At 66.4% G+C, this 24,276-nt stretch carries 28 protein-coding genes and 1 tRNA gene; 18 read left to right on the top strand and 11 right to left on the bottom strand.

Features of this window, described 5'->3' with window-relative positions:
• Nucleotides 1-95 precede the first annotated feature (95 nt).
• Together thrS and NGM07_RS06190 are read right to left on the bottom strand one after the other, a co-directional pair.
• Nucleotides 96-2,024 (bottom strand): threonine--tRNA ligase, encoded by a 1,929-nt coding sequence (gene thrS, locus NGM07_RS06195; protein WP_253518437.1) that lies wholly within the window; start codon nucleotides 2,022-2,024, stop codon nucleotides 96-98.
• Between the two features lie 985 nt (nucleotides 2,025-3,009).
• Nucleotides 3,010-3,177 (bottom strand): DUF7838 family putative zinc beta-ribbon protein, encoded by a 168-nt coding sequence (locus NGM07_RS06190; RefSeq protein WP_253518435.1) that lies wholly within the window; start codon nucleotides 3,175-3,177, stop codon nucleotides 3,010-3,012.
• Between the two features lie 300 nt (nucleotides 3,178-3,477).
• Here NGM07_RS06190 and NGM07_RS06185 point away from each other — a divergent pair, with 300 nt between their 5' ends.
• From NGM07_RS06185 to NGM07_RS25310, 4 genes are all read left to right on the top strand, one after another.
• Complete coding sequence (locus NGM07_RS06185; RefSeq protein WP_253518433.1) at nucleotides 3,478-3,723, top strand: glutaredoxin family protein; 246 nt, start codon at nucleotides 3,478-3,480, stop codon at nucleotides 3,721-3,723.
• Nucleotides 3,724-3,797: 74 nt separating this feature from the next.
• Nucleotides 3,798-4,331 carry a cob(I)yrinic acid a,c-diamide adenosyltransferase gene (locus tag NGM07_RS06180; RefSeq protein WP_253518430.1) on the top strand — a complete coding sequence of 178 codons (534 nt, stop codon included), beginning with the start codon at nucleotides 3,798-3,800 and terminating at the stop codon, nucleotides 4,329-4,331.
• A gap of 126 nt (nucleotides 4,332-4,457) precedes the next feature.
• The gene (locus NGM07_RS06175) at nucleotides 4,458-5,009 is read left to right on the top strand and encodes a hypothetical protein (RefSeq protein WP_253518427.1); all 552 of its coding nucleotides are present in this window, start codon (nucleotides 4,458-4,460) and stop codon (nucleotides 5,007-5,009) included.
• 67 nt (nucleotides 5,010-5,076) lie between these two features.
• Entirely contained in the window at nucleotides 5,077-5,211 is a 135-nt protein-coding gene (locus NGM07_RS25310) for a hypothetical protein (protein ID WP_256524847.1), read from the top strand.
• Between the two features lie 152 nt (nucleotides 5,212-5,363).
• Here NGM07_RS25310 and NGM07_RS06170 read toward each other — a convergent pair whose 3' ends face one another.
• Nucleotides 5,364-6,176: a hypothetical protein gene (locus tag NGM07_RS06170; RefSeq protein ID WP_253518424.1), complete on the bottom strand. Its 813-nt coding sequence runs from the start codon at nucleotides 6,174-6,176 to the stop codon at nucleotides 5,364-5,366.
• A 253-nt stretch (nucleotides 6,177-6,429) separates the two neighbouring features.
• Here NGM07_RS06170 and NGM07_RS06165 point away from each other — a divergent pair, with 253 nt between their 5' ends.
• Nucleotides 6,430-6,615 carry a DUF8527 family protein gene (locus NGM07_RS06165; protein ID WP_253518421.1) on the top strand — a complete coding sequence of 62 codons (186 nt, stop codon included), beginning with the start codon at nucleotides 6,430-6,432 and terminating at the stop codon, nucleotides 6,613-6,615.
• A 134-nt stretch (nucleotides 6,616-6,749) separates the two neighbouring features.
• Here the strand turns inward: NGM07_RS06165 and NGM07_RS06160 are convergent, their stop codons facing one another.
• Nucleotides 6,750-7,703, bottom strand: a complete 954-nt coding sequence (locus NGM07_RS06160) for a zinc-dependent metalloprotease (RefSeq protein ID WP_253518418.1) — start codon at nucleotides 7,701-7,703, stop codon at nucleotides 6,750-6,752.
• Nucleotides 7,704-8,700: 997 nt separating this feature from the next.
• On the opposite strand from NGM07_RS06160, the gene NGM07_RS06155 reads away from it, so the two are divergent.
• Nucleotides 8,701-9,930 (top strand): Cdc6/Cdc18 family protein, encoded by a 1,230-nt coding sequence (locus NGM07_RS06155; RefSeq protein WP_253518415.1) that lies wholly within the window; start codon nucleotides 8,701-8,703, stop codon nucleotides 9,928-9,930.
• Here NGM07_RS06155 and NGM07_RS06150 read toward each other — a convergent pair.
• Nucleotides 9,927-10,073, bottom strand: a complete 147-nt coding sequence (locus NGM07_RS06150) for a hypothetical protein (protein ID WP_253518412.1) — start codon at nucleotides 10,071-10,073, stop codon at nucleotides 9,927-9,929. The two genes, NGM07_RS06155 and NGM07_RS06150, sit on opposite strands and share 4 nt — an antisense overlap.
• Before the next feature lie 317 nt (nucleotides 10,074-10,390).
• Between NGM07_RS06150 and NGM07_RS06145 the strand changes: the two genes are divergently transcribed.
• From NGM07_RS06145 to NGM07_RS06120, 6 genes are all read left to right on the top strand, one after another.
• A complete protein-coding gene (locus NGM07_RS06145; RefSeq protein ID WP_253518409.1) occupies nucleotides 10,391-13,036 on the top strand; it encodes an AAA domain-containing protein in 2,646 nt (881 codons plus the stop codon).
• A 177-nt stretch (nucleotides 13,037-13,213) separates the two neighbouring features.
• A complete protein-coding gene (locus NGM07_RS06140) occupies nucleotides 13,214-13,405 on the top strand; it encodes an LSM domain-containing protein (RefSeq protein ID WP_253518406.1) in 192 nt (63 codons plus the stop codon).
• A complete protein-coding gene (locus NGM07_RS06135) occupies nucleotides 13,402-13,575 on the top strand; it encodes a 50S ribosomal protein L37e (protein WP_253518404.1) in 174 nt (57 codons plus the stop codon). Before NGM07_RS06140 ends, NGM07_RS06135 begins: the two co-directional genes overlap by 4 nt.
• Nucleotides 13,576-14,012: 437 nt before the next feature.
• Complete coding sequence (gene purF / locus NGM07_RS06130) at nucleotides 14,013-15,485, top strand: amidophosphoribosyltransferase (protein WP_253518402.1); 1,473 nt, start codon at nucleotides 14,013-14,015, stop codon at nucleotides 15,483-15,485.
• Between the two features lie 134 nt (nucleotides 15,486-15,619).
• Nucleotides 15,620-16,297: a hypothetical protein gene (locus tag NGM07_RS06125; protein ID WP_253518401.1), complete on the top strand. Its 678-nt coding sequence runs from the start codon at nucleotides 15,620-15,622 to the stop codon at nucleotides 16,295-16,297.
• Nucleotides 16,298-16,506: 209 nt separating this feature from the next.
• Complete coding sequence (locus NGM07_RS06120) at nucleotides 16,507-16,725, top strand: hypothetical protein (protein ID WP_253518399.1); 219 nt, start codon at nucleotides 16,507-16,509, stop codon at nucleotides 16,723-16,725.
• A gap of 49 nt (nucleotides 16,726-16,774) precedes the next feature.
• Here NGM07_RS06120 and NGM07_RS06115 read toward each other — a convergent pair whose 3' ends face one another.
• The gene (locus NGM07_RS06115) at nucleotides 16,775-17,332 is read right to left on the bottom strand and encodes a DUF420 domain-containing protein (protein ID WP_253518397.1); all 558 of its coding nucleotides are present in this window, start codon (nucleotides 17,330-17,332) and stop codon (nucleotides 16,775-16,777) included.
• A gap of 205 nt (nucleotides 17,333-17,537) precedes the next feature.
• Between NGM07_RS06115 and NGM07_RS06110 the strand changes: the two genes are divergently transcribed.
• A tRNA-Leu gene (locus NGM07_RS06110) sits at nucleotides 17,538-17,622 on the top strand.
• A gap of 142 nt (nucleotides 17,623-17,764) precedes the next feature.
• Here the strand turns inward: NGM07_RS06110 and NGM07_RS06105 are convergent.
• From NGM07_RS06105 to NGM07_RS06090, 4 genes are all read right to left on the bottom strand, one after another.
• Entirely contained in the window at nucleotides 17,765-18,064 is a 300-nt protein-coding gene (locus NGM07_RS06105; protein ID WP_253518396.1) for a hypothetical protein, read from the bottom strand.
• 135 nt (nucleotides 18,065-18,199) lie between these two features.
• Nucleotides 18,200-18,601: an acyl-CoA thioesterase gene (locus NGM07_RS06100; RefSeq protein WP_253518394.1), complete on the bottom strand. Its 402-nt coding sequence runs from the start codon at nucleotides 18,599-18,601 to the stop codon at nucleotides 18,200-18,202.
• 124 nt (nucleotides 18,602-18,725) lie between these two features.
• Nucleotides 18,726-19,427 (bottom strand): DICT sensory domain-containing protein, encoded by a 702-nt coding sequence (locus NGM07_RS06095; RefSeq protein WP_253518392.1) that lies wholly within the window; start codon nucleotides 19,425-19,427, stop codon nucleotides 18,726-18,728.
• Nucleotides 19,428-19,439: 12 nt separating this feature from the next.
• Nucleotides 19,440-19,946, bottom strand: a complete 507-nt coding sequence (locus NGM07_RS06090; protein ID WP_253518390.1) for a DUF7344 domain-containing protein — start codon at nucleotides 19,944-19,946, stop codon at nucleotides 19,440-19,442.
• 167 nt (nucleotides 19,947-20,113) lie between these two features.
• Here NGM07_RS06090 and NGM07_RS06085 point away from each other — a divergent pair, with 167 nt between their 5' ends.
• Both NGM07_RS06085 and NGM07_RS06080 read left to right on the top strand, forming a co-directional pair.
• Nucleotides 20,114-20,611: a helix-turn-helix domain-containing protein gene (locus tag NGM07_RS06085; protein ID WP_253518387.1), complete on the top strand. Its 498-nt coding sequence runs from the start codon at nucleotides 20,114-20,116 to the stop codon at nucleotides 20,609-20,611.
• Nucleotides 20,612-20,716: 105 nt separating this feature from the next.
• A complete protein-coding gene (locus NGM07_RS06080; protein WP_253518385.1) occupies nucleotides 20,717-21,685 on the top strand; it encodes a sugar phosphate isomerase/epimerase family protein in 969 nt (322 codons plus the stop codon).
• A gap of 22 nt (nucleotides 21,686-21,707) precedes the next feature.
• On the opposite strand, the gene NGM07_RS06075 is transcribed toward NGM07_RS06080, so the two are convergent.
• Nucleotides 21,708-22,139, bottom strand: a complete 432-nt coding sequence (locus NGM07_RS06075; RefSeq protein WP_253518383.1) for an NUDIX hydrolase — start codon at nucleotides 22,137-22,139, stop codon at nucleotides 21,708-21,710.
• A 150-nt stretch (nucleotides 22,140-22,289) separates the two neighbouring features.
• On the opposite strand from NGM07_RS06075, the gene NGM07_RS06070 reads away from it, so the two are divergent.
• From NGM07_RS06070 to NGM07_RS06060, 3 genes are all read left to right on the top strand, one after another.
• Complete coding sequence (locus NGM07_RS06070) at nucleotides 22,290-22,676, top strand: DUF7522 family protein (RefSeq protein ID WP_253518381.1); 387 nt, start codon at nucleotides 22,290-22,292, stop codon at nucleotides 22,674-22,676.
• A 117-nt stretch (nucleotides 22,677-22,793) separates the two neighbouring features.
• Nucleotides 22,794-23,897: a Gfo/Idh/MocA family protein gene (locus NGM07_RS06065; RefSeq protein WP_253518379.1), complete on the top strand. Its 1,104-nt coding sequence runs from the start codon at nucleotides 22,794-22,796 to the stop codon at nucleotides 23,895-23,897.
• 106 nt (nucleotides 23,898-24,003) lie between these two features.
• Nucleotides 24,004-24,225 (top strand): hypothetical protein, encoded by a 222-nt coding sequence (locus NGM07_RS06060; RefSeq protein ID WP_253518377.1) that lies wholly within the window; start codon nucleotides 24,004-24,006, stop codon nucleotides 24,223-24,225.
• Nucleotides 24,226-24,276: the final 51 nt, after the last annotated feature.

Here is a 24,276-nt window from a genome sequence, read left to right as displayed (position 1 = left end):
TTGGTGACACTGCGAGTCGCGGTCCGGACGCGATGACCTCCGGACGCTCCGACCGCGAAAAACCGACGGGCAGTTCCGTGTGACTCGGGCGTCGCTTACTCCAAGAACGTCGGCGTCGTCGCCTTGCCCTCGACCTCTTCGGCGAGGTGGTCGGCGAACGCCTCGACGCTGACGTCGTCGCGCTCGCGCTCCAGTCGGTCGCGCACCGAGATGGTGCCGGCCTCCTCCTCGTTGTCGCCGACGACGAGCATGTAGGGGACGTTGTCGTCGTGGGCCTGCTGGATCTTCTTGCCGACCGTCCACGACCGGTCCTCGATTTCGACCCGGAAGTCGCCGAGGTAGCGGTTCTGGAGCTGTTTGGCGTAGCCGATGTTGTCGTCGCTCACGGGCAGGATGCGGACCTGCTCGGGGGCGAGCCAGGTCGGGAAGTTGCCCTTGAAGTGCTCGATCATCACGCCCATGAAGCGCTCGAACGACCCGAGCAACGCGCGGTGGACCATCACCGGGCGATGGGGTTCGTTATCCTCGCCGGTGTAGGTCAGGTCGAGGCGCTCGGGGATGTTGAAGTCGAGTTGGACCGTGCCGATGGTCCACTCCCGGCCGATAGCGTCGACGGCGTCGAGGCCAATCTTCGGGCCGTAGAAGGCGGCTTCGCCCTCTTCGACGTCGTAGTCGAGGCCCTCGGATTCGAGGGCGGCCTTCAGCGCGTCGGTGGCCTCCGACCAGATCTCGTCGCTGCCGACCGCGTTGTCGCCCTTCGTCTCGAGTTTGTACTTGACCTCGAGATCGAAGTGGCCGTAGATATCCTCGATGATGCCGAGCGTCCGGGTAATCTCCTCGCGGATCTGGTCCTTCCGGATGAAGGCGTGGCCGTCGTCCTGGGTCAGCCCGCGGACCCGCAGGAGGCCGGAGAGTTCGCCCGACTGCTCGTTGCGGTAGACCGTCCCGAACTCCGAGAACCGGACCGGCAGGTCGCGGTAGGAGTAGGTGTGGCTGTCGTAGATGTGGGCGTGGTTCGCGCAGTTCATCGGCTTCAGGCCGTACTCGGTGTCGTCCTGCTCCCACGCGAACATCTCGCCCTCCTCCTTGAAGTTGTCGTAGTGACCCGTGGGCTTCCAGAGTTCGGCCTTGTTGAGTTCGGGCGTCCAGACCTCGTCGTAGCCGAGTTCGTCGTTCTTGGCTCGGATGTAATCCTCCAGTTCCCGCCGGATGGTCATCCCGTTGGGGTGGTAGTGGGCGCATCCGGGCGAGTGTTCGGGGATGGAAAAGAGGTCCATCTCCCGGCCGATCTTTCGGTGGTCGCGCTCCTCGGCCTCCTCGCGGCGCTCCAGAAACTCCTCCAGTTCCGCCTCGCTCTCGAAGGCGGTGCCGTAGACCCGGGTCAGCATCTCGTTCTCTTCGTCGCCGCGCCAGTAGGCCCCCGAGATGGACAGCAGCGCGAAACCGCCGATTTCGCCGGTCGACTCGACGTGCGGTCCGCGACAGAGGTCCTCGAACTCGCCCTGCTCGTAGAAGGAAACCGACTCGTCGCCGGCCGCCTCGGTTTCCAGAATCTCGCGCTTGAACTCGTTGTCCTCGTAGACCTCGAAGGCCTCCTCGCGGGAGCGCTCGAACCGCTCGATGGCGAGGTCCTCCTCGATGATGTCGTAGGCCTCCTCCTCGATAGCCCGGAGGTCCTCCTCGTCGAGTTCGACGCCGTAGATGTCGTAGTAGAAGCCGTCGTCGGTCCACGGGCCGATGGTCAACTTCGCGTCGGGGTAGAGGCGCTGGAGGGCCTGGGCGAAGACGTGGGCCGCCGAGTGGCGGAGCACGTCGAGGTACTCGTCGCTCTGGTCGGTGACGATCTCGATGGCGACGTCCTCGTGGAGTTCGGTCGCCTTGTCGACGAGGTCGCCGTCGACGACCCCCGCGACGGTGTCCCGCCCGAGTCCGGGTCCGATTTCGTACGCGACGTCCTCGACCGTCGCCCCCTCCGACAGCTCCAACGTCGAGCCGTCGGGGAGGGTAACCGTGACTTGACTCATACTACGTTTTCGGTCGGTCGGTCGGATAACGCTTTCTAAGCGCCGGCTTTCCGGCGGTCGGCGACGGCGAGCGAGCGGCGGTTCGCGGCGGTGTCGCGGCGAAACGGTGGGCTCTCGAACTCGTTTCGGGTCCGACCTTCGTGGCGGTGAGGACACTTCCAGAGGGGGCTTCCGAGCCGCCGATTGGGTGATTTTGTATCTCGAAATCTGATTTATTAGTTTCGACTGCATCGACCGATATTCCGGGAAGAGCGTTCGTTCGCGGCGGATATCGGGGTTGTTGCGGGGATGGCGCTCGGCGAGGTTACCGATTCGACCGCGAACCTCGACGACCGCCGACGGAGACCTCTCGGTGAAGCTCTGCCGGCGCAGGTGAACGACCGGGACGGTACGGCGCAAGACGGGCGGCCGGTGTGAACCGAGCGTCCATCGAACGTCGCAAGGTCGAACGGAGAACCGGGAGACGCACTCGTCCGATGACTCGCCAGAAGGTCGGCGACTACGTCGCCGGGCGGAGCGCCACGCATTTCGGCGAATCGTCGCGTGCGCGGAGAAACACTTGCACTGTCGTGCGACGACTGGAGAACGCCGGCGCAGAAACGGCCGGGGGAATCGCCGTTTTCGGGGCGGTCCCCCACGGATATCGGGGCCGCCGCCTCGGCCTCTGAGAACGATGTGCTTCTCAGCGAGGACGAAATTACCCCGCTGCGAGTTCTGGGGACGGTACTACGCGAAGGGCTCGATGAGGACGTACGGGGAACGCGAGTTTAGCCGTCGGAACCGGCGGCACGCGCAGAAACGGTGACGCACTGGCCAGAAAGGGCGGTCCGGCGACTCCGTTTCGACGGCCGAAACGGGGGAGTTTGCCCTCTCCAGGCGGTCGCCGACTCGGCGGTTCCGAAGAATCGGCCGTCGGTCGCAGTTTTCGGACCGCGACCGATGGGCGTGGATGCGGTTCGATGTGGACGGCGCCGAGGGGGCCGGACTACGCCTCGGACGAGTCGATTTCGCCGTCGATCCGGACGAACCGGTAGTCGCACTCCGGACAGCCCCACTTGGTCTTGAGTCCGAGGTGGAGATTCGTGCTCGCGGTGCGGTAGAAGGTCCGCTCGGTCCCACACTGGGGACAGTCGTGGTCGAGCTCCTGAGCCATACTCCTACGTCGGGTCGCGGAACAATTTAAGATACTGGTTTCTCGCGTCGGCGGTCGTCGACCTCGTCGGAGGCGTTCTGGAGAGAAACCAGCGAGCGGGGGATGGCCGACGGGCTAGCCCCCGCTCGACGGCGTTTGCAGGAGCATAAATTGGTTATCGCGATACCAATTCACTCGAATGGCGTCGAGACACAGCCTGCCTCGGGGCGCCGATTAGATCGGGGTCGTCCCGGACGTGATGGCTCGTCGGCGCGGCCGCGGGCACCAAACTTCTTGACCCGGAGACTCGAACCAAGCCCCATGTCCGTGATACTGTACGCGCTCGACGGCTGTCCGTACTGCGAGAAGGTCCACGACGCGCTGGAAGACGCCGGCGTCGAGTACGAGACGCGGTGGGTCGAGGCGCTCCACTCCGAACGCGACGAAGTCAAGCGAATCAGCGGCCAGCGCGCCGTGCCGGTGCTGGTCCACGAAGAGGCTGGCGTGACGATGAACGAGAGCGACAACGTCCTCGAATACGTCGAACGGTCGCTCGCTAACGCGTGAGGCGGTCGCCCGTCGCCGACGCGGCACGGGGCTCGCGGAGAGTTAAGTAGGGCCGGGCGCAACTTCACGCCGTCATGAAAGTCTACACCGGTCGCGGCGACGAGGGACAGACCGACCTCCGGGACATGTCGCGCGTCTCGAAGACGAGTCCGCGAATCGAAGCCTACGGCACGGTGGACGAACTCAACGCCCTCGTCGGCCGGACGCGGCCGACCGGTCACGACGACGTCGACGACCACCTTCGCGAGGTCCAGAACCATCTCCACGTCGTCCAGGCCGACTTCGCCAATCCCGACCCCGACGAGGACGACCCTGCGGTCGGCACCGAACACGTCGAGCAGTTGGAGGACTGGATGGACGGGTACGACGAGGAACTCGAACCCCTCCAGTCGTTCATCCTGCCGGGCGGGAGCGAGTCCGGCGCGGACCTCCACCACGCCCGGACGGTCTGTCGCCGGGCCGAGCGCCGCGCCGTCGCGCTCCAAAGTGACGAGGACGTCAACGACGAGGCGGTCACCTACCTCAATCGCCTCTCGGACGCGCTGTTCGTCTTCGCGCGCGTGGTGAACCAGCGCGAGGGCGTCCCCGAGGAGTCGCCGACGTACTGAGAGCGTCGAAGGGTCGAATCGCCGAAGGACCGAAGCACCGAATCGGTCCGGAACGAGGCGCCGACTTTCCGAGCGTTCGCGCGACCGATACGTTAATCCGGTCACGCCCGTACCTGACCGATAGGCATGCGGATACGCGAGTGGCAGGACATCGTCGACGACGTGACCGACGAGCGAGTCGACCCCGAAGGCTGGCGCGCGGTCGGCGGCACCCGGTCGGGTGGCGTCGGCGAGGACCTCTACCTCGGTCACCCGCGCGGGGGACTCTACTTGCTGAAGACCTACGCGAAGAACCCCTACGACGTGCGGGGCGTCGGCGCGCGGGTCGCGCGCAAACTCGACGACGAGATCGGGACGTTCCTTCCCGAGAAGGACCGAGAGGCCCGCTTCGCGGTCCAGCGTCCTCCGGAGGGTGAGGAGGACGCCGAGCGGAAGGCCCGCCACCTCTCGGAGGTCGTGAAGGCCCACGCCGACGCGCCGACCACGCCCAACGACTTCTTCGACGACCTGATGGAGGCCCTCGACAGTCCGGCGTTCGGCCCCATCGACTACGACTTCGCCGACCGTCCGGACAACGTCGAGGACCTCTCCGAGCGGTTCGAGGAGGCCGAGGACCTGCTGAACGCCGAACTCGACGACCTCATCGACGAGGACGAGGTCGGTCGCGGGTTCCAGTGAGACGGTGGCTTCTCGCGGGTCGCGCTCCGAAGCTTTATTTCTGATAGGCGACTCGTAACGAGAGAATATGGCAGAAAATCTGGGGGAAGACTGGCAAGGTGTCCTCAAGGCGCTCGCCGTCCTCGTGTTCGTCTTCGGCTGTCTCGTGACCTTGATCGCGTTCGCAGGTCCGTCTACGGTCGAACACCTCCTCAGTGGTTAAGTCCGTGAGCACCGCCGAGGGGCGTTGAGGGCCGGCGACCGCCGGTCGCCGGCCCTCAACGCCCCTCGGCCGGCGCGACCGTCTCCGTTTGACTGGTAATCATCGTCTTGCGTTCCGCCGATAACCGCCGTCCCACGTTCCTTTCTCTGTGGTTACTGACGCCCGTCGTTACTCACGTACGTCGTCGTTGCCGTCTCTCGACGGAGTGTGACCCACGTCACGTTTTCGAGGCGCTGAATCTCCTCGATCGCGGTCGGCGTCGCGGTGACGTCGACGCGGAGCGACCCTTGGCCTTCGACGGTCGCGCCTTCGACCGTCCGGATGTCGGCGACGACCGCCGCCGTCTTGTTCTCGGCGCGGCGCTCTCGTTCGGCCGAGAGCGCCTCCTTGTACTCGGCGTCTGTGAGCGTTTCTCGGTCGAGCGTCCGCTCGATCGCGCTCTCGTTTATCCCGGCGACGTGGACCGTGACCGGGAGGCGTTCGTCGGCGTCGGCCGTCCCGACGCGGCGGTAGAGCTCTCGGCTAAGATTCCCGTAGCGTCGCTCGTAGGCGCGCTCTGCCCTGGCTTCGACCGCGTCGTAGTCGACGACGGTCCCGTTCTCGGCGACGAACGCGCCGTGGAGTTCGCCGGTTCTGGTGTTCTGTACTTTCGCGTGGTAGTAGCACTCGCCGAGGACCGGGTAGTCTACCATCGATTCCTTTCTGACCGTCACGTTCGCCGGATCACTGCCGGTTTCGTCGGCGACGTGCGCTCTGGCGATGTCGCGGTACCGGTCGTACCCGTCGGGACAGTCGAGAGCCGACGCGGTGGTCCGGGTGGTCGTCGAAACCGAATCCGTCGGCGCGTCGGTTTCGGACGAGACGTCGGGCGAAGTCGCTTCCGGTGGTTCGCCCGACGCCCCGAGACAGCCGGCGAGGGCGAGGAGGGCGGCCAACGCGAGAGCGAGCGGGAGTGTACGGGGCACGGTCGTGTTCACCGCAGCCGACGGTAAATGCTTTCAGGGACCGAAACCCGTACTGTAGAGCTCAGCGTCGTCGCAACCGATGGGGTATCGACCCTCCGCGGACGCCCACCCTCGACAAGAGTAAACTTAAGCGAGTCGCTCCACACCCCATACTCATGAGCGCACCCGGCGGAGTCGAGGACGGCGAGACGGAGATGGCCGCGGGACCGGAGCCGCACGACGTCCCCACAGAGCGCTAAGCATGGTCGGGCCGATGTCCGACGAGGACAAAACCGCCGCGATGAACCGACTGAAGGCGGCCGTCGTCCTGCTGGTCGGCGCGTCGGCGGCACTCATCACCCTGTCCGGGGGCGGGTCGCTGCTGGAGGTCGCGGGCGCGGCCGTCGCCGGGTTGGTCGTCGGGGCGATACTCCTTGCCTACCTCTCCTGGATTCTGTAGTCTGATTCGGCTCGTATAACCGTGGTTCGCCCGAAAACGGTAGACGAGGTATCAAAACGTGACGGTGGAGGGCTTGGCGGTGGGAGGGTTGCAGTGTGAGGGCTTTGCGGCCCGAGAACGTGGCGAAACGAACCTTACGGACTCACTCGCGCGAGCCATCGCCGGGGTTCGTCTAGCTCTGCGTCGGTCGGCAGGTTCTCCGGGCGGTCCCAGACTCGACTCGCACCCTCGATGCCGCGCTCGGCCGCCACCGCGTCGAAGAACGCCTTGCCGCGCTCGTACTGGCGGCGCTTGAGGCCCAGGCCGAGCATCCGCCGGAGAAGTTTCGAGAGGGGGTCCTGAGACCGCCGGCGCTCTTCCATCTTCTCGCGGAGGTCGGCGTACTCGTCGTCGAACGCACCGTCCATCAGCAGTTCGGCGTACCCCTCGACGGCGGTCATGGCGGCGTCGAGTTCGCGGAACGCCTTGCGGTCGATGCCGCCGTGGGCCAGCGCCTCGATGCCCGCCTCCATGCGCGATTCGAGGTGTTTGGAGAGCCACGGGGCCGCGCCGAACTCTGCGGCGTGGGTGACCTCGTGGAACGCGATCCACCGCCGGAAGCGGTCGTAGTCGACCGCCAGCGCGTCGGCGATGCGCTGGATGTTCGGCCGGACGAAGTACAGCGCGTGCTCGTCGCCCTCCGCGAGCAGAAGCGGATCGTACTGGCCGAGGACGTTCTTGGCCAGCACCGACAGCATCACCGACATCGTGCCGGTGTTGATGGTGCGCGAGACGCCCGGCAGAACCGGCGGGCCGTGCTCTTCGAGCGGGGTCATCACCCGCCGGAAGGTGTCGATGTTGGCGTCTATCCAGTGGTGGCGATTCTGGACCTCGATGGTGTTCGGGACGTCGAACTCCGCGCCGGAAACCTCGCGAACGCGGGCACGAGCGTCCCGGACATCGGAGGCGTACCCGTCGCGTTCGGCCGCCGTCAACTCCAGGGACCCGGGGTCGGTCGACGCCTTGGCGGCCTCGGCCACGGCCGTCCAGTCGATGGGGCCGGTGCCCGAGGACTCGGCGATCGCCCGGACGCTACGGTAGAGGCTCACTCCTCGAAGTTGGGTCCGTGCCGACAAAATCTTTCTGCCGGCGGCGTTCCTCGGCGCGGCCCGTTTCCGGTCGATGGGCGTTCGGTTTGGACTTCGTCTTCCGGGGTTGGTTGTCTCGTGGTCCTTCGCAGATAGTGTTCCGTGACTCTTCGGGGACGAGTGTTCTGGGACGCCCGCTCGCGGGGACACACCACCGTCGCGGATGTAAGCCGAGACGGTACCCCCGGGAGGGGTGACCGAACGTCTCCGACGATAGATTCGTAGCGCCGCTCCCGAAAGATAGCCGGACGAACGGGGTGGTACGCAGTCGAAATCCGGTTCTACGGAGCTTCGCGAGGTAATCGGCGTCTCTCTCGCGGGGACACCACCATCGCGGATGTAAGCGTAATCGACCTAGAACGAGTCGTCAAGCGTCCGGTTCGCGGGTGATAGAAGTGAAATCGGACGAGCACCGTCCAAAACCGGGGAAAAGACGAGATTTACAACCGCGAGACTGGTGTGTGGACGACGACTAGCTAGCCTCCTTCTGTCTTACAGACGCGACAGTGGTGTGTGTCCGCCACCCTCGACTACATCTGATTTCACTCTTTTCATCGTTTTCTTCATTCTTTCCTCTTCTCACTCGTCTTTCCCTCCTTTTCTCGTTTCGATAGTCTTCACTTACTATCTCTACTCGTCAACCTATACTCGTTAACCACTAGTCTCTCCAGTCACAGTTTCTATTCACCGTCTCTACTCCCAATCATTTCCCTCTAACTCGCTTACTACCCTCGCCTCGGACTCACCCACGGCGAGTCCCCTTACATACGCGACATTGGTGTCCGTCCCCGGGAACACCGCTGCCCCGGGTCCGGCCAGAACATCCGCGACGGTGGTCCAAGCGCCCGACTCACCCAGACGCGCCGGATACCGCGTCCAGTATCGATTCGGTACCGAGATACATCCGCGACGGTCCCCCCTACCTTTATATCCGGGAGCGCGAAAACTCGGGCGACCGATGGTTTCCGACGAGACAGTCGAACGCGACCCTCTCTTTCGCTACGACGAACCGATCTTCGCGGACGAGGACCTGCTGCGCATCTCCCACTTGCCCGGCCCGAACCGAATCGTGGGCCGCGACGAGCACATGCAGAAGGTCGCCGAGGCGCTGAACCCCGCCATCTTCGGCCAAGAGCCGACCCACCTGTTCATCTTCGGCAAGACCGGCACCGGCAAGTCGCTCATCTCCCGAAGCGTCTCCCGGCGCGTCGAGGACGAGGCCCGCCGCGAGGACGTCCGGGTCCGGACCGCCTTCATCGACTGCGGCGAACAGACCACCGAGGCGTCGGTCATCAAGACGATCGGCCGCCAACTAAACGACTCGAACGAGACGGGCATCACGGTCCCCCAGCGCGGCCTCGGCACGGGCGACTACTACGACCGCCTCTGGCGCATCATCGACACCTCCAGCGACGTCACCATCGTCATCCTCGACGAGATAGACATGCTGGAGGACGACGAGGTGCTCCGGAAACTCTCACGGGCCGGCGAGAATCGCCGCATCACCGACTCGACTATCGGCATCGTCGGCATCTCGAACAAGATAGACTTCCCCGACGAACTCAACGAGCGCGTCAAGTCGAGTTTCGCCCACGACGAACTGGTCTTCCCGCCCTACGACGCCCACCAACTCATCGACATCCTCCAGAACCGCGCCGACGCCTTCCGCGACGGCGTGCTCTCGGACGACGCCATCCCGCTCACCGCCGCGCTCGCCGCCCAGGAACACGGCGACGCCCGCAAGGCCATCGACATCCTCCGGAACGCGGGCCGCATCGCGACCAAGGACGACGACACCGAGGTAACCGAACACCACGTCTACGCCGCCAAGGAGAAGACCGAGGCCGACCGCTTCGCCGAACTAATCGAGGGCGCGCCGACCCAGGCGAAGGCCATCCTGCTGGCGCTCACGGTACTCACCGAGAACCGCCATCAGGAGCAGTTCCCGACCCAGCAGATATACAAGCAGTACCAGACCATCGCCCGCGAACTCGACATGGACGCCCTCTCGGAGCGCCGCGTCCAGGAGATTCTTCAAGAGCAGGACTTCCTCAACGTCATCAACTCCGAGACGCGGGGTCGGGGCCGAGGACGCGGGGTACACACGATGCACCGCCTGCTCGAAGAGCCCGAAATCGTCAAGAAGGTGCTGAACCGGGACTCTCGGATTGCGGACCTAGGGATTTAGGAGATTTTCTGTTCTCCTCCTCCCTCTCGATTCGATGTAGTCCCGAACACGTCCCTCACGCCATCACGAACTGCGATGATTACCGTAACTAAGACTCTGACCGCCTCGAAAGCCCCTGCCCGCTCGCGGTCGCTCAGCGACATATTCCAGTCGGGCCTCCGGCCCTCCTCGAATAGAGGTCACTGAGGCGACCACGGTAAACGCGAGCGGGCGGCCCCTTTCAGTCCCACCCGTCAGTTAGTCGGAAGGGCGCTCGCTGCTGAACGTCTCACCGAGCTTACCGGTGGAACGTGGCACTGGCAGTCTCTGGTGGTGGGTGTCACCTTGCGCCCCGCGCTGACGCGGCACGCCGCGTCAGCGCGTCGCTTTCGAGGTCGAGTTGCTTCGGGTTCTCTCTGCACGTTTCACTTTCACCCGCGACCGCGAGGGTTTTTCTACCGGGGGCGGCTACCACCCTCTCGTGAACGTACGGGGTACGGTCGTCGGGGAACCCGAGACGCGGACGGTCAGCACGCAGTACGGCGAGAGCGACCTCGCCGAAGTCACGGTCCGCGAGGACGACGGCCCCAAGCGGGTGACGCTGTGGGGCAAGTGGACCGAGTCGGCCGAACTCCTCGAAGACGGAATGGAACTGCTGGTCACCGACGTCGACGAGGGCGAGTACCGCGGCGAGACGACCTACTCGACCGGCAAGGAGTCGTACGTCGTCGTCGAACCCTCCTTCCTGGTGGACGTGACCGACATCCGGTCGTGGGTCCAATGCCCGCGGATGTACTACCTCAACAAGCTTTCCGGCATTCCGCTGGAGTACCCGGTGGTCAAGGGGACCATCGTCCACGAGGTGTTCGGCGACCTGCTCCGGGACCGCGACATCGACGAGAGCATCGACGAGCGCGTCGAGGAGGCCGGCCTCCAACTCGGCTTGCTGGGCCGCGAGCGCGACGACGTCGCCGACGAGGTGCGCCAGAACGCAAAGGCCATCGAGGGGTGGCTCCAGCAGGGCGCGCTCACCGAGGAGGACGACTGGCGGAGCGAGCAACTGCTCATCAGCGAGACGTTCGGCATCAAGGGCCGGGCCGACGCGCTCCGGCGCGGGATGCCCGTCGAACTCAAGACTGGCAAGAATCTCAAGCGCGACCCCCGGTTCCAGGACAAGATTCAGGCGGCGTGTTACGGGTTACTCCTCCGCGAACGCGGCGTTCCGGTCGATACCGGCACCCTGCTGTACACCAAGAACTCCGCGCTCGACCGGACCGAGGAGAGCGGCGACCTCTCGCCGGCCAAGGAGTTCTCGATGGGCGACGGCCTGCTGAAGTTCGTGGTGCGGACCAGAAACGAGATCGCCGCGATGGAGTTCGACTCCGGGATTCCGACGGGCTACGAGGCCGACGCCACCTGCGAGTACTGCTTCGAGCAGGACACCTGCATGGTCGTCTCGGGGCGCCTCGATCAGGAGTCGAAGGCCGGCCAGATCGGCGAGGCGATTCCCGAGGAAGAACGCGAGTACTTCGACCGCATCTACCGCGCCATCGAGGAGGAGCGCGGGGCGACCCACAAGGAGTACGCCAAACTCTGGGAGCAGACCGCCGCCGAGCGTGCCGACGACGACCGAGCGCTCATCGGACTCGAACCCGCGGGCCAACGCCAGATCGAAGGCGGTCGCTGGGAGCTACGTGCCAACCGGACCGACGAAGCGGTTTCGAAGATTCGGGAGGGCGACGTGGTGCTGGCGAGCGACGGCGACCCCATCGGGGGCCACGCCGAGATGGCCCGCGTCCGAAAGCTGGGCGACGAGGTGGTCGTCACGGCCGACGAACCGGTCGAACTCCGGCGACTCGACGTCTACCCCTCTGAGCTCTCGGCCGACCGGATGCTCACCGCGCTCCACGACTTCCTGCTCAAGGGCGACCAGCGGCGCAAGGACGTGCTGTTCGAGCGCGCCGACCCCGAGTTCGGGGACGGCGAGACGATCTACATCGACAACAACGAGGCCCAGAACGCCGCCGTGAATCTCGCGACCAACGCCGAGGACTTCGCGCTGGTCCACGGCCCTCCGGGCACGGGCAAGACCTACACCATCGCGCGGACCATCCGGGCGATGGTCGAGCAGGGCGAACGCGTCCTGCTGTCGGCGTTCACTAACCGCGCGGTCGACAACGCGCTCGAAGCCCTGCGCGACCAGGGATTCGAGGACATCGTGCGCGTCGGCACCGAGAACGGCGTCCGCGAGGACATGCAGGACCTTCGGCTCGAACGCGCTGGCGACCCCGGCGAGCGCGTCGCCGAACTCCGGGTCGCGAGCGTGGTCGCCGCCACCACCGCCACGTGCGGTTCGCGAATCATGCGCGAACAGCACTTCGACGCCGCGCTGGTCGACGAGGCCTCTCAGCTCACCGAACCCGCGACGCTCGCCGCGGTGAACCTCGCCGACCGCTTCGTGCTGGTCGGCGACCACCAGCAACTCCCGCCGGTCGTCCGCACCGAGAACGACCTCGCGACCTCGCTGTTCGAACGGCTCATCGAGACGTACCCCGAGGCGGGCGTGATGCTCGACCGCCAGTACCGGATGAGCCAGCGCATCCAGGCGTTCTCCTCCCGGGAGTTCTACGACGGCCAGCTCCGGCCCGCCGCCGGCGAAGTCGCCGCCCAGCGACTCGCGGACCTCCCCGAGGTCGCCGAGACGAGCGTCCCCGAGGAACTCCGCGGCGGCGTCTCGTTCGTCGACCCCGACGGCAGGACCGACGGGAACACCAACCCCGTCGAGGCCGAGCGCGTCGCCGAAATCGTCGGCGACTTCCTGGCCGCGGGACTCGCGCCCGAGGAGGTCGGCGTCATCGCGCCGTTCCGGGCGCAGGTCGCGGAAATCGGCCGACGAGTGCCCGACGGCGTCGCGGTCGACACCGTCGACCGCTTCCAGGGGTCGAGCAAGGAGGTCCTCGTGGTGTCGTTCGTCGCCACGGGCGACCTAGAGAGCCCCATCTTCGAGGACTACCGCCGGGTGAACGTGGCACTGACGCGGGCGAAGAAGTCGCTCGTGCTGGTCGGCGACGAGGAGGCGCTCCGGACCGACGACCTCTACTCGCGGATGGTCCAGTGGGCTAACTGAGGCCGTCGCGGGCGGTCCGACGCCGGAGGTGTTGGGAACGAAAACTGTGTGCCGGCCGAAGCCGTCCCGTTCTCCGCCCGCGCTACTGTCAGCTTCCTGGCCGTAAATCGGCCAAAATCTACTTCCGGGGCCTATCTTCCGGTACGTTTAAGAGTTCGACGGGTGCGGATTAATGATATGAGTGGACGACCGCTCGACGTACTGGAAGCCTCCCTCGACCAGGAGGTAACGGTGCGCCTGAAAGGCGGCGAGGAGTATGTGGGCACGCTTACCGGCTACGACCAGCACATGAACCTAGTGCTGGAGGACACGGAAGCGGAAGACACAACCATTATACGCGGCGACAACCTCGTGTCGATTAACCCATGACCGGAGCAGGAACCCCGAGCCAGGGGAAGAAGAACAAGACGACGCACGTCAAGTGTCGTCGCTGCGGCGAGAAATCGTACCACGTCAAGAAGAAAGAGTGCTCGTCCTGCGGCTTCGGCAAGTCGAAGAAGCGCCGCGACTACGAGTGGCAGAGTAAAGCCGGCGAGTAACGTCGACCACCCCGTCTTCCGGGGCTTTTCTTCTCTCTCCACACGTCGAACAGCGGCGGCACCGACTTCGCGAACGCATCGCTTCTCCCCAGTCGAATCGCCAACCGCTTCCGCGGCGAACCGCCAATCGCTTCCGCCACGAATCGCGGGTGGCGCGCAGTTCTGCGCGCCACCCGCGCAGGTCGTCAGTTCGGTGGCGCCACCGGTCCGGCGGTCCCGGCCATCATCCGAGCACGTTACTGGACTGACGATACTGACGACACCCACTCTTCTCCCGAAGACGCTACCCGACCGAAATCCCTGGTCCTCAACCGTGGACGCCGGCCGCCAGCGTACACACGCGAATATGCACGAACTCGCATACATCCTCTCCGCCGGGAGGAGAATTTCGGCACGATAGCGAGAGTTTTTACTACCGTGGCGCGCTACCTGCCCCTATGCCAGAAGGCCGGGACCCGGTCGACGACGGGCCGACCGAGAAGTGCGGCGTGGTCGGCGTCTCGCTCACGGACCGCGACGCCGCGCGTCCCCTGTACTACTCGCTGTACGCCCTCCAACACCGCGGACAGGAGTCGGCGGGCATCGTGACCCACGACGGCTTCCAGCAGCACAGCCACGTCGAGATGGGCCTCGTCGGCGACGCCTTCGGCGAGGACGACATTGAGGGTCTGCGCGGGAGCGCGGGCATCGGCCACGTCCGTTACCCGACCGCCGGGAGCGTCGACAAGTCCTGCGCCCAGCCGTTCACGGTGTCGTTCAAGAGCGGCGCACTCGGACTCAGCCACAACGGCAACCTCGTCAACGCCGACGACGTCCGCGACGAACTCGCGGCGCTCGGCCACGCGTTCACTTCCGACGGCGACACCGAGGTCATCGCCCACGACCTGGCGCGCAACCTGCTGGAGGCCGACCTTGTGCGCGCGGTCAAGCGGACGATGGGCCGCATCCACGGCTCGTACTCGCTGACCATCATGCACGACGACACCGTCCTCGGGGTCCGGGACCCCGAGGGCAATCGCCCGCTGTGCATCGGAAAACTCGAGGACGGCTACGTAGTCGCCAGCGAGTCGGCGGCCATCGACACGCTGGACGGCGAACTCGTCCGGGACGTCCGGCCCGGCGAACTCGTCGTCCTCTCGCCCGACGGCGAGGGCTTCGACTCCTACCAGTTGTTCGAGCGCGAGCACACCGCCCACTGCTTCTTCGAGCACGTCTACTTCGCCCGGCCCGACAGCGTCATCGACGGCAGCCTCGTCTACGAGGTCCGGCGGGAACTGGGCCGCAAACTCTGGGCGGAGAGCGGTATCGACACCGACGTGGTGATGCCGGTGCCCGACTCCGGCCGCGCCTTCGCCGGCGGCTACGCAGAAGCGGCCCAGGAGGACGGCGCGGGCGTCGAGTTCGCCGAGGGTCTGATGAAGAACCGCTACGTCGGCCGGACGTTCATCATGCCGACCCAGGACGAGCGCGAACGCGCCGTTCGGCTGAAGCTCAACCCCATCAAGTCGACCGTCGAGGGCAAGACGGTGACGCTCATCGACGACAGCATCGTCCGGGGGACCACCTCGAACCAACTCGTCGCCCTGCTCAAAGACTGCGGCGCCGCGGAGGTCCACATGCGCATCGGCGCGCCGCCCATCGTCGCGCCCTGCTACATGGGCATCAACATGGCGACCCGCGAGGAACTCATCGCCGCCGACAGGTCGGTCGAGGAGATTCGCGACCAGATCGAGGCCGACAGCCTCGCGTACCTCTCGAAGGACGCGGTCGCCGAGGCGCTCGACAGCGACCGCATCGACCTCTGCATGGGGTGTGTCACCGGCGAGTACCCCTACGACATCGACGGCGAGGAAACCGACCGCGAAGTTTCGCGGCCGGACGTCGGCGAGGCCGCCAGCGCCGACGACTGACGCGCCCTTCGTTCGCTTCGGTTCTCCGTCCTTTTGCGTCCGTTCTCCGTCCATCCTGTATCCGTCCTCTGTCCGTTTTCGCGTCGCCTCCGTCCGCCAGAGCGGTTAAGCCCGCGTCTCCCGGAGTGGGGACGATGCGGGTCAAAGAACTCTCGAACGTCGACCGACTGACCGACGTCGACCGGCCGACCGTCGAGGTGTCGGTGCGCCAGACTGGCCACCTCTCGCGACGGACGAAAGGCCACCCCGAAGAGCAGGTGGCGAAGTACGTCGAGCGCGCGCTCGACCGCCTCGACCTCCCCTACAGGGTGGTGTGGGACCTGCCGCCGGTCCAGGACGTGCCGCCGACGGCGAAGGGCAAGGAGGCGAAACAACGCCAGTTGAAGAAGTGGTCCGAGCACATCAAGGAGGGGAAACAGCCCCACGTCCGGAAGGACTCGAACCTCCTGCTCACCGACCGGGCAGGCGGTGGCATCTCCTACGCCGGCAAGAAGGCCGCCATCGCGCCCGGCGGGACGCTCACGGAGGACGCCGACCTCGCCGAGTGGGTGACCCCCGACGACCCCCGCCACTGCGTCTACGGCGCGCTCCACGAACTCGGCCACAACCTCCACGACGGCGGCCACGAGCACGCCTGGGGCCGAACGTGGATAGACGAGGAGACGAAGTCGTGGAACCGAACGCCGATGGGTCACGGCGGCGGCGGGACGAACCTCTGCGGCGAGAAGAACGACCCGAGAAAGGAGGGGTACGAGCAGCGCGATCACCTCTACTTCGCCGACTGCGCCCGCGAACACATCCAGATCGAGTGAGCCGCGCTCGTCCTATCGTTACCCGGACGCGACCGCCGGACGGGACCCGTCCGGCGGTCGCAGACTTGGCATCGGCACTGGTCGGAAGCGACGGTTGCGAAGCTGAGAGTTCGACAGGCGACTTCGCCCTCGGCGCTCGGACCGCTGGCGTCGGTACTCGGCGTCGCGGCCGAAATCGTTAACGCTCGGCGACTCGTCAACCGGAGGCAATGAGTGGCGACGACCCCGTCCGCGGCGAGCGAGAGGCGCGCCGCGAGGAGGCCGAGTCGCGACCGCACCCCGAACTCCGGTGGGTCCAGCTCCGCGCACCCCGGGAAGCCATCGAACTCGGCCGAAACGGTCGGGTGCTGGCGAGTCACTACCACGCGGGGTACGACTCCTGGGAGATACTGCTGGAGACGTACGAAGGGGAAGTTGGAAACGAGTAAGCGGGCCGGATGACGGGGCACCGGGCGGAGACGAACTTCGTGTCGGGTTTTAGAACACGTACAACATCAGATACACCACCACGCCGAGCGCGAACGAGGTCAGCCACAGCGAGGCCGCGACTCGGCCGACGCGGGGGTGGGCCGTCGCCGGGAGTTCGGAGATGGGGCGGGTCAGCGCGAGCAGCAGGACGTAGTACAGCAGTGGGATACAGATCACCGCCAGCAGGATGTGAATCGCCAGCAACGGGTAGTAGACGAACTGCTCGACGACCGCCGGGCCCTGGTAGTGGGTCGGTCCTACCAGCGCGACGCGATAGAGGTACAGCGCGAGGAACGCGACGAACAGGACGACCCCCGCGAGCATTCCCTTGCGGTGGCGCCCGACCGCACCGCGGCGAATCGCGCGCCACGACGCCGCGACAACGCCGAACGCCGCGACGCTGATGGCGGCGTTGACGTGCGGAATCGCGGCGACGATCGGGTCGGGCGCGCGCGGGAGCGCGTCGGCCGGCACCACCTCCAGCGCCACGGCGAACACCAGCGCCAGCGAGACGACGCTCAGGACCCCCGTCACCGCCGGCACGTTGCGCTTCAGGAAGCTCTGCATGGACGACGGTTGGGAGTCCGCGACGAAATGGCTTGCCCTGTCGGTCGCCGGTGACCGGGGACTTCGGCGCAGGGCGCCGCAATCCCTGGCCGGGTCGGCGCGTCCGTGGGACTGTGACCCCTGCGGGGCGGTGGCGCGGCCGCAATAAATGAAAGCCCTTTTATTCGGCCGCTGTCTACCAACGAGTGCAGGAAAGACACCGCGAGCGTGGGTAGCCAAGCTAGGCCAACGGCGCAGCGTTGAGGGCGCTGTCCCGTAGGGGTCCGCCGGTTCAAATCCGGTCCCACGCATCGCACGGGTGGCTTTGCCACCTTACACCGAGGCGGCCACGCCGCCGAGGACGATGCAGGTGGAGTCCCTTGGGACTGCACCCACGCACAATCCTTCGGACGCTAACTTCCGAGCGACTGCTTCGCTCGCTCCCCGACGCCTTCACTCACGAGCGACCGTGACGGTCAGGAGTCGGCCGTCGAATTCGTCGCCGGTTACCGAGACGATTCGTCCACGTTCTCCGGAGAGGAACGACCGCCACGGTCCCACGAGCAACTGCGCGGGTTCGCCGTCTACGCACACCGGGACCGCTTGATACATCCGTCGTCCGCCGGTTTCGCCCGGACGGAACTCGACGGTCGCGCCGACCCGGCAGTGCTCGCGTGCCAGCAGTCCGCGGAGGTCGGTTTCGTCGCCCCGGTCGTGCGTGAGTCGGTCGGGCCGCTCGTCGAGTGGCGTCACTGGGTCGACGGTGTCGCCGCGAGCGAATAAACGACGACGACGGTTCAGTCCGCGAACGCTCGAACCGCGAAACGAACGACTAACGAACGCTCACGGTCGCTCGAAAAACCGTTCACGCCCCGGAGAAATCCGCGATTAAAACCCCTCGTACTCCCGAATGGCCTCGCGCCACTCGGTGGGAATCGGCCGGGGTCGGCCGGCCTCGCTGTCGTAGACGACCTGGACCGCCCGCCCGGTCGCGGCCACCTCCTCGCCGATCCGGACCTCGTACTCCATCGGAATCGACGACTCGCCGAGTTCGGGCACGCGGGCCGCCACCGTCACCTCGTCGCCCAACTCGACCGACCGCAGGAAGTCGAGTTCGACGCTCGCCAGGACCGTATCGACCTCTGCGAGCGACGCGTCCAGCACGCGGCGGAAGTAGGCGGTCCGGCCCTCCTCGAGGTACGTGGCGTAGACGGCGTTGTTGACGTGTCCCATCGGGTCGAGGTCGCGGAACCGGACGTCGACCTCGGTGGTGACCGAGTATTCCGTCATCGGTCGTACGTTCGACTCCCGGTAGTTCGCTCTGTCGCTTCGCCCTCGGTCGTTCCTCCCGCCGTGCGCCGACGGATTGGCCGCCGTGGACCCGTCCCGATTGGGTCGACCCGGCGGCGGGGACTCACCCGTAGGTCGCTTCGAGGTGGGCGTCGATGGCTCCGACCGTCTCGGGGTCGTACGTCCAGAACCCGTGGAATCCGCCGGCGTCGCGCTCCTCGGCGACCAGCGCGCAGGCCCGTTCGTCGTCGCCGCCGCCGTCGAAGACGACGAACCAGAACGCGCCGATTTCGCCGTCGTCGGCCTCGTGGACCGTCGCGCCGGCGACCTCCGGGTCCCAGTCGGGGCGGCCGTAGACGTGGACATCGAGGTCGGTTTCGGCCGCCAGCGCCTCGTAGACGCGCTCCTGATGGCGGAGCGCCGAGAGGCGCTGGAAGCCGGTCCGGAGCGTCCCGAGGCCGCGTCGGTACGCCCGGTCCTCTATCTCGCGGGCGGCCGCCAGCATCTGGCGCTTGTCGAACGAGACGAACGTCGTGTCGGCGAGCAGCGACAGCAGTGCGCGAGTAGCGTCGGTCGGCGCGGTCCCGAACGCGGTCGCCGGCCCGACGAGTTCGCGAATCGCGGCCTCGCCGACGCTCCCGACGAACTCGCCGCTCTCGCTCACGACGACGAACCCGCCCGAACCGTCGTCGGGGAGGTCGGCGTATTCGACCGCGACGTTCCGCGTCTCGAAGTGCTCGGCGAGCGTCTCGTACCGGTCGGGCGAGAACACCGTGAGGGTCTTGCGCCGCGTCGCGGCCGAATCGAGGAACTCGCGGAGTGTCACGGCTGTCCGGGGTCACCGGTTTCGACGCTCGTCAGAGCGGTTCTCTGCCGACTCCGAGTCGGGAACCCGTTCGAGCGCGAACGAGCGGTCGAGGGTCCGCTCGACGGAGTCGGCGAGGGGTTCGAGCGTGACCGTTCCGGACTCCTCGTCGTAGTCGACCAGCCCTGCCTCGGCGAGTTTCGGCAGGTGGGCGTGGACGAGCGAGACTTGGACCGACCGACGGTCGCCGGGCGTCGTCACGGTCGTCGGCTCCTCGCGGGCGCCCAGCCAGCCGACGAGGACGGTCGCCAACTCCTCGACGGTGGCCGACCCGGCCTCGCGGAGGTAGTAAAGCGCGAACCGGCGGCGGTCGTCGGCCAGCGCCGCGAACATGCGGCTCGCGGCCGCTTCCGCCGTCTCGACGGCTTCCGGGGACGCGCTCGACTTCGCTTCCCGGACGCCGTCGGCCTCGGAGTGACAGTCCTCGCGGTCGTCCGGCGGGTCGTCCCCTCCGTCGTCCGTTGGCTCATCGGTCGTCATCCCCTATACCAAAGCGGGTCGGCAGGGAAGGTTATTTGGCACTTACTTCCGCGCCCGTTCGACCGTCGGCCGCCGACGGTCGAACGGGCGTTCGCGGACCGCCCGTGGTGTCGACGTTACCGATGCGGAACGCGGTATTGAAATGCATCCTGCCCGTACGTGGGTGCATGGCTAAGTACTCCACTGGCGGCTCCTCCGGCGGGAGCGGGAGCGGCGCGTGCGAACTCTGCGGGAAGTCGAGCGACTCGCTGACGCAGGCGAGCGTCGCCGGCGCTGAACTGGCGGTCTGCTCGGACTGCGCGTCGCACAACGACAACGCGAAGACGACCGACGAGAACGCCGAGGAGCGCGAGCGCAGACGCCGGGCGGCCCAGAACACCGCGAAGGCCAGCGGCGTCTACAACGACGACTCGTCCCACTGGGAGGAGGAAGGAACGAACTACGACGACGACCCGTTGCCGTACCTAGTGTCGGACTACGGCGACACTGTCGAGGCCGCCCGGCAGGACGCCGGCCTCCGGCGCGAGGAACTGGCCGAGCGACTCGACGTGTCCGAGACGGACCTGCTGGCGGTCGAGCAGAGCCGCGCGAACCAGGCCGGCGTCGGCGGGTCGCTCATCCGCAACCTCGAAGACGAACTCGACGTGAGACTCGTCGAGAGCTGAGACGCCTCCGGCGCGACCGTCCCGGCGCTCGGCGAGCGCCGGGACGGTCGCGAGTTCGACGAGTCCCGTAATTCCTTTCACTGCACCCGTGGTGCGTGACACTGTATGGACATCGGCGTTCACACTCCACCGTTGTACGGCGAGTCGCTCGAAGACGCGCTGGCGTATCTCCACGGCATCGGCGTCGACGCCATCGAACCCGGCGTCGGCGGCCATCCCGGAGACACCCACCTGCCCCGAGACGAGTACCTCGACGACGAGGAGGCTCAGCGGGAACTCCACGACCTGCTCGACGAGTACGAGATGCGTATCTCGGCGCTGGCGACGCACAACAACCCCATCCACCCCGACGACGAGAAAGCCGACGAGGCCGACACCGAACTCCGGGAGGCCATCGAACTGGCCGACCAACTCGACGTGAACACGGTCACGTGCTTCTCGGGGCTGCCGGCGGGAAGTCCGAACGACGAGACGCCTAACTGGATTACCGCGCCGTGGCCCGACGTCCACGCCGACGCCCACCGCTACCAGTGGGAAGAGGTAGCCATCCCCTACTGGTCCGAAATCGCGGAACACGCGGCCGACCACGGCGTCGAGATAGCCATCGAGATGCACCCGAACATGCTGGTCTACGAGCCCTCGGGGATGCTCCGACTGCGCGAGGCGACCAACGAGTTCGTCGGCGCGAACTTCGACCCGAGCCACCTCTACTGGCAGGACATCGACGTCACCGACGCCATCCGGTTCCTCGGCGAACACGACGCCATCCACCACTTCCACGCCAAGGACACGAAGGTCTACGACGCCAACGCCCGCTACAAGGGTGTGCTGGACACCACGCCGTACGACGAGGAACCCGACCGCTCGTGGCTGTTCCGCTCGGTGGGGTACGGCCACGGCGAGGATCACTGGAAGGACATCGTGAGCACGCTCCGGATGGTTGATTACGACGGCGCGCTCTCCATCGAACACGAGGACTCGCTGACGAGTTCGAACGAGGGCTTGGAGAAGGCGGTGTCGATGCTCCAGCGCGCGGTGTTCCGCGACCAACCAGGCGAGGCCTACTGGGCCTGACCCGGCGGCCCCGACCGTCCGCTCACAGCTCCCGGACCAGATTCTCGGGATAGAGCGTCTCGTCCTCCTCGGCGAACGCGGACTGACGCTTCCAGACGCACTCTATCTTCTCGGCCAGTTCCGGTTCGTGGGCGTCGAACTCGTCGCGCTCGTAGGGCCAGTCTTCGACGATGTCGGCCTCGTACACCCGCCAGACCTCGTGGCGGGTTTCGCCCTCGAAGGCGAACACGTCCTCGTACGTCCCGAGCGGCGAGACGTTCTCCAGTTCGACGCCGAGTTCCTCGTCGAACTCCCGGCGGAAGGCGTCCTCGCTGCGTTCGCCGAACTCGACCCCGCCGCCGAGGAGGTAGTAGAACGGGTCGCCGCCGGCCGAGTCGCGTTCGCGGGCGACGAGGAGTTCCTCGCCGCGACGGACGAGGCCACGCGCGACGACTCGGATGCGGCGGTCGGTCATAGATTCGGGAGAGATGGCCGGCCGAGTCAAAAGCGCGTCGGTCGCGAATTCGACTCGGCGACGGTCCGAGAGCAGGCGACCCGCCGAAATCGGCGTTCGTTCTCTTTCGTCGCCAATAGTCCTTTTCGGCTGTACGACGAACGGGGAAACATGCCCGACAACGAACCCGACGACCTCACCGACCAGCTCGTCAGCGTCTGCCGGACCAGCGTCGGGGACGAACTCCGGAGTATCACCTACTTCACCGCCGACGAGGCCGAACAGCTGTACCTCCGCGACGACCTCGAAGCCGGCGCCGACGTGGTCGGGTTCGCCGACAACGAGCGACTGGGCTTCCAAACCCAGCAGGTCTACAGCGACACCGAACTCGGCGACTACCGGTTCATCATCCGCGTGTTCGACCGCGGCTACCTCACTCGGGTCATCGTCGGCGACCACGGCGCGTTCGTGACGACCGACGAGATGGAGATGGACCTGTTCAAGGAACTCGCTTCCGCCGTCGAATCGGTGCTCGCCGAAGAGGACGTCGAGGGCTGACCGGGCGAGCGCCAAGGACGCGACGAGCGCCGACCCCATCCAACCCCGCCCGACGCGGAGTTGCCGCTTTTACTCGGTCATGAAATACTAAGCCCCTCGCCGGAGTACGACCACGACATGACCCTCAAGGTCGGAGTACTCGGCTACCGGTTCATGGGCAAGGCCCACGCGAACGCGATGGCTCGACTCCCGATGTTCTTCCCCGACGCTCCGGACGTCGAGCGCCACGTCCTCGTCGGCCGGGACGAGGAGGCCCTGGCGGAGGCGGCCGACCGCCTCGGCTTCGCGACCACCGCGACCGACTGGGACGAGGCCATCGAGGAAGTCGACGTCTTCTACAATCTCGGACCGAACCACGTCCACGAGGAACCCTCCATCGCGGCGCTGAAGGCGGGCGTGCCGGTCCTCTGCGAGAAACCGCTGGCCAACGACGTCGAGAGCGCCGAGCGGATGGCCGACGCCGCCGCCGACGCGGGCGTGCCCACCGCCACCGCGTTCAACTACCGGTTCGTACCGGCCATCCAGTACGCGAAGAACCTGATCGAGGACGGCGAACTCGGCGAGATTCACCACTTCCGCGGGCGCTACCTCCAGGACTGGCTGGTCGACCCCGAGGCGCCGTGGTCGTGGCGCAACGACGAGGACCTGGCCGGCAGCGGCGCGCTCGGCGACTTGGGCGCCCACACCATCGACCTCGCGCGCTTCCTCGTCGGCGACGTCGAACGCGTCTCCGGACACCTCCGGACGTTCGTCGACGAGCGTCCGGTGGAAGGAAGCGACGAGACTCGCCCCGTCACCGTCGACGACGCCTACTCTGCGCAGGCCGAGATGGAAGACGGCGTGATGGCCACCTTCGAGGCCTCGCGGTTCGCCAACGGGCACAAGAACGACCACACCGTCGAGATACACGGCTCGGAGGGGAGCCTGAAGTTCTCGCTCGAACGGCTGAACGAACTCGAAGTGCTCCGGGGCGACGACCGGGGCTACGAGACGGTGCTCGTGACAGATGAGTCGGACCCCTACGTCGATCACTGGTGGCCCCCGGGCCACGTCATCGGGTGGGAGCACACCTTCGTCCACGAGAACTACGAGTTCCTCCGTACCGTTTCGGGCGACCGCGACGACTACCACCCCGACTTCGAGGACGGCCTGGCGGTCCAGCGCGTCCTCTCGGCCGTCGAGGAGAGCGACGAGCGCGGCGAGTGGGCCGACGTGGAGTAGCGCAGTCTGAAGGGCGCGAAGTAGCGCAGTAGGCTCGCCGTCGCGACGACTTTTTCGCCACGTTTGGCAATCTTTATCAGTCGGTGCTGGTTTCCGGCGAACGAGAATGCCGTTGCGCTGTGACGTGCCGGGATGCGGCTGGACCGCCGTCGCGCCCTCCGAGGCGGCGGCCGAGGACCGGTACCTCGAACACCTGAAGGACGAACACGTCTCGACGGTTGACGCCGAGATTCCCGACGGGATGGTGCAGGTGCGCGTCGACGGCGAGTGGCAGAACGTGACGCGGGAGGAGGCGCGGGCGTACCACGAGCGACCGCGCGGCGATTGAACGATCACGCGACGGTTCGCGACCGCGTGACGACCACGTCGTCGCGCGGTC

The sequence above is a fragment of the Halorussus vallis genome (assembly GCF_024138165.1).
In the GTDB taxonomy this organism is placed as follows: Archaea; Halobacteriota; Halobacteria; order Halobacteriales; family Haladaptataceae; genus Halorussus; species Halorussus vallis.
Note: the sequence above shows the minus strand (reverse complement) of the source record. Positions and strands in the feature narration are given on the sequence as shown.